Annotated in this window: 6 protein-coding genes; all 6 read right to left on the bottom strand. The window is 73.0% G+C overall.

What is annotated here, in order from left to right; translation table 11 throughout:
* Positions 1-770, bottom strand: a 770-nt coding sequence (locus FOZ70_RS32280) for a beta-ketoacyl synthase N-terminal-like domain-containing protein (protein WP_346656424.1), incomplete at its 3' end; no start/stop codon positions are given.
* Between the two features lie 63 nt (positions 771-833).
* Complete coding sequence (locus FOZ70_RS32275) at positions 834-1,727, bottom strand: polysaccharide deacetylase family protein (protein WP_219707560.1); 894 nt, start codon at positions 1,725-1,727, stop codon at positions 834-836.
* Positions 1,724-4,192: an MMPL family transporter gene (locus FOZ70_RS32270; RefSeq protein WP_219707559.1), complete on the bottom strand. Its 2,469-nt coding sequence runs from the start codon at positions 4,190-4,192 to the stop codon at positions 1,724-1,726. Before FOZ70_RS32270 ends, FOZ70_RS32275 begins: the two co-directional genes overlap by 4 nt.
* Positions 4,192-4,845, bottom strand: a complete 654-nt coding sequence (locus tag FOZ70_RS32265) for an outer membrane lipoprotein carrier protein LolA (protein WP_219707558.1) — start codon at positions 4,843-4,845, stop codon at positions 4,192-4,194. The genes FOZ70_RS32270 and FOZ70_RS32265 overlap by 1 nt, the downstream gene beginning before the upstream one ends.
* A complete protein-coding gene (locus FOZ70_RS32260) occupies positions 4,842-5,825 on the bottom strand; it encodes an acyl-CoA synthetase (protein ID WP_059552887.1) in 984 nt (327 codons plus the stop codon). Before FOZ70_RS32260 ends, FOZ70_RS32265 begins: the two co-directional genes overlap by 4 nt.
* Positions 5,822-7,558 carry an acyl-CoA synthetase family protein gene (locus FOZ70_RS32255; RefSeq protein ID WP_219707557.1) on the bottom strand — a complete coding sequence of 579 codons (1,737 nt, stop codon included), beginning with the start codon at positions 7,556-7,558 and terminating at the stop codon, positions 5,822-5,824. The genes FOZ70_RS32260 and FOZ70_RS32255 overlap by 4 nt, the downstream gene beginning before the upstream one ends.
* Positions 7,559-7,560: the final 2 nt, after the last annotated feature.

The following is a 7,560-nucleotide window of genomic DNA, read 5'->3' as shown; positions in this document are numbered from 1 at the left end:
TCGCTCGATTCGCCGATGCCGAGCAGCAGGATCGCATCGGGGTCGAGCGGGGCGGGCGGGTCGGGCACGCGTTCGACGAGCGCGAACGCGGCGGCCTCGCCGATCGAGATGCCGTCGCGCGCGACGTCGAACGGACGGCACGGCCGGCGCGACAGCAGTTCGAGCGAATTGAAGCCGTACAGCGTCGTCAGGCAAAGCGAATCGACGCCGCCGACGACGGCCGCATCGATCAATCCCGCCTCGATCATGCGGCGCGCGGAGCCGAACACTTTCGCGCCGGACGAGCAGGCGGACGAGATCGCCATCGCCGGCCCGCGCAGCGCGAAAAACGCGCGCACGAACGCGGCCGGCGAATACGGGTTGTGCGTGTGCGCGTAGCGGAAGTCGGCGGGCAGTGCGCCGCTCGCCGGGTCGCGGCGCTGGTATGCGTGTTCGGTCTCGAGGATGCCGGCCGTGCTCGTGCCGACGAACACGCCGACGCGCGCCGCGCCATGGCGCGCGACGGCCGCCGCGACGCGTGCGTCGAAGCCGTCCTGCATGAGGCCGAGCTGCGCGAGGCGGTTGTTGCGGCACTCGAAGTCGGCGAGGTCGGCGCGCACGGGCTGCGCGTCGACGCCGTCCACCGCGCCGATCCACGTGTCGAGATCCGCACGCTCGAAGTCGCAGGGCGTGAGCCCGCCGCGCGCGTGGCGCAGTGCATCGAGGGTCGCGTCGAGGCCGCGGCCGATGCCGCTGGTGGCGGTGAAGTGCGAGAGCAGGAGTGGTTTCACGAGGGTCGCATCCGGTGGCCGGAACGGGCGCCGCAGCAGGGCTGGCAGGCGCGCCGCTCGAGGTCAGATTTTATCAAACGGGGGGGCCGAACCGGCCGGCTCGCGCGGCCCGGCCGGCGGTTCGGGCACGAGCGCCGCGCGCAGCGTGACCCAGTGCAGTTGCGCGTCGGCGGCCGCGCGCAGCACCGCCTGCAGCACGTCGAGCACGACCGGTTCGCCGCGCGCGTCGCGCGCCGCGTGGCCGTCGTGCACGAGCAGGATGTCGCGTGGCGCGAGACCGTGCAGCAGGCGGCGCGTGACGGTCGCGGCATCGTGCGCGCGCGTGTCGAAACCGCGCCGCGTCCAGCTCGCCAGTTGCAGGCCGAGCTCGCACAGCACCGGTTCGAGGAACGGATTGCGCAGGCCGGCCGGCGCGCGGAAGAACAGCGGGCGCGTACCGGCGATCTCGGTCAGCGTCCGTTGCGCGGCCGCGATCTCGCGCCGCAGTGCGGCGGGCCCCGACAGCGAGAACGTATGCCGGTGCCGCTGGCTGTGGTTCTCGATCGCGTGGCCGCGCGCGACGATCGCCTCGATCCAGCGAGGATGGCGGCGCGCGAGATCGCCGATGCAGAAGAACGTCGCGCGCGCGTCGTAACGGTCGAGCAGGTCGAGCACGCGCGGCGTGACGTCGGGGTCCGGGCCGTCGTCGATCGTCAGTGCGATGCGGCGGCCGGCGCCGGGCGGCAGGCGCGTCCAGTTCGGCCCGAGCAGTGCGCTGCGTGGCCACAGGCCGGCGGCGGTCAGCGCGAGATGCGACGCGACCACGCCGCCGACGGCCCACGGCCACACGGCCGGCTGCGCGACGACGGCGGCTGCCGCGCCCGCGTGCAGCGCGGCGGTGCCCGCGATCAGCGGCGTGGGCTGCCAGCGGCGCGCATCGCCGGGCTGTCGGTGCGGAACGGACGACGGTGCATTCATGCGCGGCTTCCTTGATGGCGATGGCCGGCTGCGGCCGCGCGCGGCGCGAGGATCGCCGCGAACGCGAGCGCGAGCATCGCACCCGGGCCGACGGTCAGCCCGAAGGTCTCGAGCAGCGGCACGCGCGACAGTGCCAGCAGCCCGAAGCCGGCGACCGTCGCGAGATTCGCGATCAGCAGCGACACGAGCGTGTGGGGCGTGACGGGCTGCGCATCGTCGCGCTTGCAGAAGAACAGCGCGTAGTTCGAGCCGACCGCGACGATCAGCAGCATTCCGACGAGGTGCAGGATCGTCAGCGGCACGCCGGCGAGCGCGAAGCCGGCCGTCACGACCAGCACGGCCGCGACGAGCGGGGCGAGGGCGCGCACGACGCGGCGCGGCGAGCGCAGGGCGATCAGCAGCAGCACGGCGATCGCGGCGAAACCCGCGAGCGACAGCCGGATGTCCTCGTGCACGTAGCTCACGTACAGGCGATCGGCTTCGGCCTTCATGTCGACGAACAGCGCATCGGGCACGCCCGCGCGCGCGACGGCCGCGCGGATCGGTATCGCATCGAGGCTCGATGCCGGTTGCGCGATGCGGGCGGCGTCCGGCGCGCGCAGCGGCAGCATCGCGCTCCAGCGGCCGTCGCGTTCGGTCAGCAGCGCATCGACGGCGAGTGCCATCGACGTGCCGCGCAGGTCCGCGCGCGTCAGCAGCCGTGCGTGGCGCGCAGCTTCGACGTCGGCGATGAACGGTGCGAACAGGTCGGGCCTGACCGCGATCGGCTGGTTCGCGACGGCGTCGCGCATCCGCGCGGCGAGCACATCGGCATCCGGCAGGCTCGCGAGGCGCGCGCGCTGCGCGGCGTCGCTCGGCAGGAAGCGCGCGGGGGTTTCGAAACCCGCGAGCGCGCCCCGGTCGACGAGCGGCTGCAACTGCGCGGCGACCCGTTCCGCGCGTTCGAGCGCGGCCTGTTCGGTCGGCGCGGCAATCACGACGAGGTAGCGCACGTCGGGCGCGCCGACATCGGCGCGCAGCCGTGCGTCGAGTGCCTGCGCTTGCGCGGGCACGGGGCTCAGCGCGGCGAGTTCGCGGCTCCACAGGCCGTCGCGGTGCAGCACGAGCGTCGCGCCCGCGGCGATCACCAGCACGGCGAGCGGCCAGCGCAGCCGCGGCGCGGCGTCGGCCGCGCGCGCGAGCACGGCGCCGATGCGCGACACGTCGCGGATCGCGACATGCTCGCCGCGCAGGTGCGGCAGCACGAAGCGCGTGACGAGCGCGGCGGCCGTCAGCCCGACGATCGAATACAGCCCGAGCTGCACGAGGCCGGGGAACCCGGAGAACAGCATCGACGCGAAACCGCACACGGACGTCAGCACGCCGAGCCGGATCGTCGGCCAGTACGCGGCGACCCACGCGCGTGTCGCGTCGGCCGGGCGCGACGCGCCGCGTGTGCCGGCCTGCGCCGATTGCACGAACAGGTAGATCGAATAGTCGACGGCTTCGCCGATCAGCGTCGTACCGAAACCGAGCGTCAACCCGTGGACCGTGCCGAACGCGACGCTGACCGCCGCGATTCCCGCCGCGACGCCCGTCAGCACCGGCAGCAAGCCGAGCGCGAGCGTGCGCGGCGAACGGTACAGCGTCAGCAGCAACGCGACGATCAGCACGACGCTCGCCGTCGACAGCCGTTCGACGTCGTGCCGGATCGTGTCGCGCGTGTCGACCGAGAACACGCCGGGGCCCGTCATCGCGAGCGTGGCGGCGGCGTTCGGCACGGCCTGCTTTGCGGCGGCGAACGCGCGGCGCACCGCGTCGATCGCACGGGCCTGGGCATCGGTATCGGAACCGGCGGCGGCCGTCTGCACGACGAGTACCGCGCGGGTGCCGTCGCGCGACACCCACACGCCGTCGCGGCTCGCCGGTTGCGCCGCGCCGTCGAGCTGGTCGACGAGCGCGGCGACTTCGCCGGTCGGGTCGCGCGGCAGCATCGCCTTGGCCACGAGGCCGGCCGACGAGCTCAGCAGGTCGAGGCTGTCGCCGAGCGCCTGATGCAGGCCGTCGGCGCTGAAGCGCTGCGGCGTGACGGCCGGGCTCAGCAGGTAGCGGTGATCGAAGATGAACTGCCGGTCGCGCGCGTCGTTCGAGGCTTCGCCGTTGTGCACGGCCGCGAACTGCGGGTCGGCGCGCAGCGTGCCGGCCACGCGCCGCGACAGCGCGGCACGCGTGGCCGCATCGCCGCCGTCGATCGCGACGAGGATCAGCCGCGACACGATGCCGTCGCGCAACTGGTCGACGAGCACGCGCTGCCCGGCGCTCGGCGAACTCGGCAGGAACGCGGACAGGTCGGCCGTGAAGTGCGCGCGCCCGATCGCGACGCCGCACGCGACGAGCGCGAGCAGCCAGACGAGCACCGCGCGCTGCCGCAGCGCGTGCAGGCGGCGGGCGACCGGCGAAGACGGGGGCCGGGTGCGTTCGTCCATCAGTTCGGGTTCGCCGGAGCGGGTTGCAGGCGCATCACCGAACGGTCGCCGTCGGCCTGCCGGATCGCGACGCTGCGCAACAGGTCGCGCGTGCCGTCGAGCGTGATCGTGCTGACGACCTTCAGCATCCGCGAGTCGAGCGGCGTAAGCGTCAGCGTCCAGTCGTCGCCGCGCCCGGCGAGTGCGACCTGGTAGACCTGCTCGAGCGCGAAGCGGTTGCCGGCGAGCGTCGCGCGGATGCTGTCGATGAACGCGCCGAGTTCCGGATAGCGTGCGAGCGCGAGCGTGTACTTGCGGTTGTTGCGCTCGACGGTGAGCATGTCGCCGTCGACGACGAGGTGTTCGGGCTTTGGGCTCAGCGTGTGCTTCTCGAGATGGTCGGGCGCGACGAACACGAGTTCGCCGGACGATTCGACCGGCAGCGTCGCGATCGACAGGTACTTCGTCTCGGTGAACGTCGCACGCCCCGACTTGTGCTGCGCGAGCGTCGACATCAGCCGGTCGAGGGTCCACGCGGGCGCCGCGTCGGCCCCCCGCGCGGGCGCGGCGGCCAGCGCGATCGCGGCGGTGCTTGCGGCGATGGCGGCGGCCAGCGTGCGGACGGCGCGACGCAGGGCGGGCGTGAGCGTGGGCAGGCGGCGAACGGCGGTCATGCGTCGGAATCCCTTGTGGCGGACAGGCCGGCACCGGCGCACGCGGCGTCGCCGCGCGCGGCCGCGGTCGCGGCATCGCCGCCGTGCCAGAAGTCGAAATAGTTGAACCAGTTGTACGGTGCCGAGCGACAGTACCTGTCGAGCAGCGCGACGTAGCGCGCGAGTGCCGCGTCGACGGCCGCCGCGCGCGCATCGCGCCGCACGTCGGAGAAGTCGGCGAGCGTCTCGAAGTGCACGTCGTAGCGGTTGCCGTCGCGATAGAGGCCCGTCATGAAGATCACCGGGCGCCGCAGCATCGCGGCCATGTAGAGCGGCCCGAGCGGGAACGCGGCCGGCGCGCCGAGCAGCGGCAGCCGCCGCAGCGACGCGGCCGCGTCGTCGAGCAGCGTGCGGTCGGCGAGCATGCCGACCATGCAGTTCGCGTCGAGGCGCTCGCGCACCTTCAGCATCGAGTCGACTTGCCCGAGCGGAATCACTTCCGGCTGCGCGGCGGGATTCACCGCGGCGAGCGTTGCGTTGATCTTGCGCGCGTTCTTCTCGTACATCGTCACGACGACGCGCAGGTCCGGGTGCGTGCGGCCGATCGCGCGCACGACCTCGAAGCTGCCGAGATGCGCGCCCATCAGGAACGCGCCGCGTCCGCCCGCGAGCGCTTCGTCTACCAGCGTTTCGCCGTGCAGCCGGATGTCGAACAGGTCGAAGCGCCCGTTCATCAGGTAGATGCGGTCGTGGATCGTCGCCGCGAACGTGAACACGTGCCGGTACACGTCGCGCCAGCGCGCGGGGCGGCCGAGCACGCGGCGAAGGTAGTCGCGCGATGCCGCGCACGCGACCGGCGAAAACAGCACGAAGTACGTCGCGATCAGGTGCAGCACGACGCGCGCGCGCGGCCGGCCGAAGCGCAGCGAGATCCACGTCATCGCGCGCAGCAAGCCCGCATTGCTGCGCTCCTGGCGTTCGGCCCACGCGGTGCGCTTCATGGCTGCGCACCATCCTGCTCGGCCGGCGGCGCGGACAGCACGCCGCTCGCGACGTCGCGCGCCCCGGCGCGCAGCGTGAAGCGGATCGCACCGCTGGCCGCGGCGTCGTACGCGAGATCGAGCGGCTCGCCGGGCGCGACCGGGCTCAGGAATTTCGCGGACCCGAGCCGCCACGCGTGCAGCGGGCGGTTCAGCGCGGTGCCGAGCGCATGGATCGCGTGATCGAGCAGCACGACGCCCGGCACGACCGGATGGCCGGGGAAGTGGCCGGGCAGTGCCGGGTGATCGGCGGGGATCGTGAACCCGAGTGCGGGCGTGCCGGCCGGATCGGGCACGGGCACGGGCACGGGGCGCGCATGTTGCGCAACGAGTGCGGCGAGCACGTCGCGCGGCAGCTTGCCGGTTTCGTTGCGCGGCAGCGTATCGACGAACACGAGCGGGCGCGGCATGAACGCGGGATCGATCCGTTCGCGCAGCGCGCGCTGCAGGCCGGCTGCGGTGAGCGTCGGCGCGACGACGAGCGCGACGAGGCGCGTGACCGGCTCGAGGCGGGTGTCGTCGTGTGCCGCCGCGGCTTCGTCGGGCATGAAGAATACGCCGTCGAGCACCTGCGGAATCGCGTTGAGCTGATGGTTCAGGTACGCGAGCGACGTGCGCTTGCCGGCGATGTTGACGAGGTCGGCCTTGCGGCCGTGCAGCAGGAACCGGCCGTCGCCGAGCAGTTCGAGTGCATCGCCCATCGGTACGGGGGCCTCCACATGTCCGCCCGACACCCACACGGTCGGGCCGCTGTCGTCGTCGTCCGGTTCGGCGCGCGCGTCGAGACGGATGTCCGGGAACAGTTCCCATGCCGCGCCCTGCGACGTACGGCGGGTGGCGATCTGGCCGGTCTCGGTGCTGCCGTAGATCTCGACGAGCGGCGCGTCGAGCGCGGCCTCTGCTTCGCACGCGAGCTTTTCCGACAGCGGCGCGGTGGCCGACAGCACGAGCGCCGCGCGCGGCAGCGCATGGCCGGCCGCCAGCAGCGCACGCAGGTGGATCGGCGACGTGACGAGCACGCGCGGCTGAGGGATCGCGTCGAGTTCGTCGCGAATGTCGACCGGGTAGAACGGCTGGCGGTTGCTGAACGCGAGGCCGCCGATCAGCGCGAGCAGCACCGTCGACTCGAAGCCGTACATGTGCTGCGCGGGCACCGTGCCGATCAGCGTGGCCGCGCGGCCGTCGAGCAGCCCGAGGCGGTCGGCCGCCGCGCGCACGCAGCCGACCAGGAAGCCCCAGGTCTTGCGGTGCGGCACCGGCGCGCCGGTCGAGCCGGACGTGAACACGTAGGCCATGATCCGCGCCGCATCGATCTGCGGCACCGCGAACGGCGCGTCGTCCGCGAGCGCGCAGGGGGCGGCATCGGGATACGCGAAGCGCGGCAGGTCGATCGTGCAGTCGGGCGCGTCGTGCAGGCAGAACGCGTCAGGTGCGAACGACGCGAGCTGGCGGACCATTTCCGGTGTATGCGTCGACGGCAGCAGGCTGACCTTGCCGGCAACGAGCGCGGCGCACAGGCTGACCGCGAAGCGGTAGCGGTCGCGGCACACGTTGAACACGTGCGCGCCGGCGGGCAGCGCGGCGGCCACGCGCGCGACGTCGGCGACGAACGTGCGCACGGTGACGGGCGCGCCGTCGCGCCAGGCGATCGTCTGGTCGGGCGACGAATGGAAAACCAGCGGGTGAGTCGGCATAA

This window comes from Burkholderia sp. COPS (genome assembly GCF_019425585.1).
Classification (GTDB): Bacteria; Pseudomonadota; Gammaproteobacteria; order Burkholderiales; family Burkholderiaceae; genus Burkholderia; species Burkholderia cepacia.
The sequence above is the reverse complement of the archived record's forward strand: the minus strand, read 5'-3'. Positions and strand labels throughout refer to the sequence as shown.

Coding starts and splice junctions, on each gene's coding strand:
- FOZ70_RS32265 (WP_219707558.1), bottom strand. CDS start 4,845: ATGACCGCCGTTCGCCGCCTGCCCACGCTCACGCCCGCCCTGCGTCGC.
- FOZ70_RS32260 (WP_059552887.1), bottom strand. CDS start 5,825: ATGAAGCGCACCGCGTGGGCCGAACGCCAGGAGCGCAGCAATGCGGGC.
- FOZ70_RS32270 (WP_219707559.1), bottom strand. CDS start 4,192: ATGGACGAACGCACCCGGCCCCCGTCTTCGCCGGTCGCCCGCCGCCTG.
- FOZ70_RS32255 (WP_219707557.1), bottom strand. CDS start 7,558: ATGCCGACTCACCCGCTGGTTTTCCATTCGTCGCCCGACCAGACGATC.
- FOZ70_RS32275 (WP_219707560.1), bottom strand. CDS start 1,727: ATGAATGCACCGTCGTCCGTTCCGCACCGACAGCCCGGCGATGCGCGC.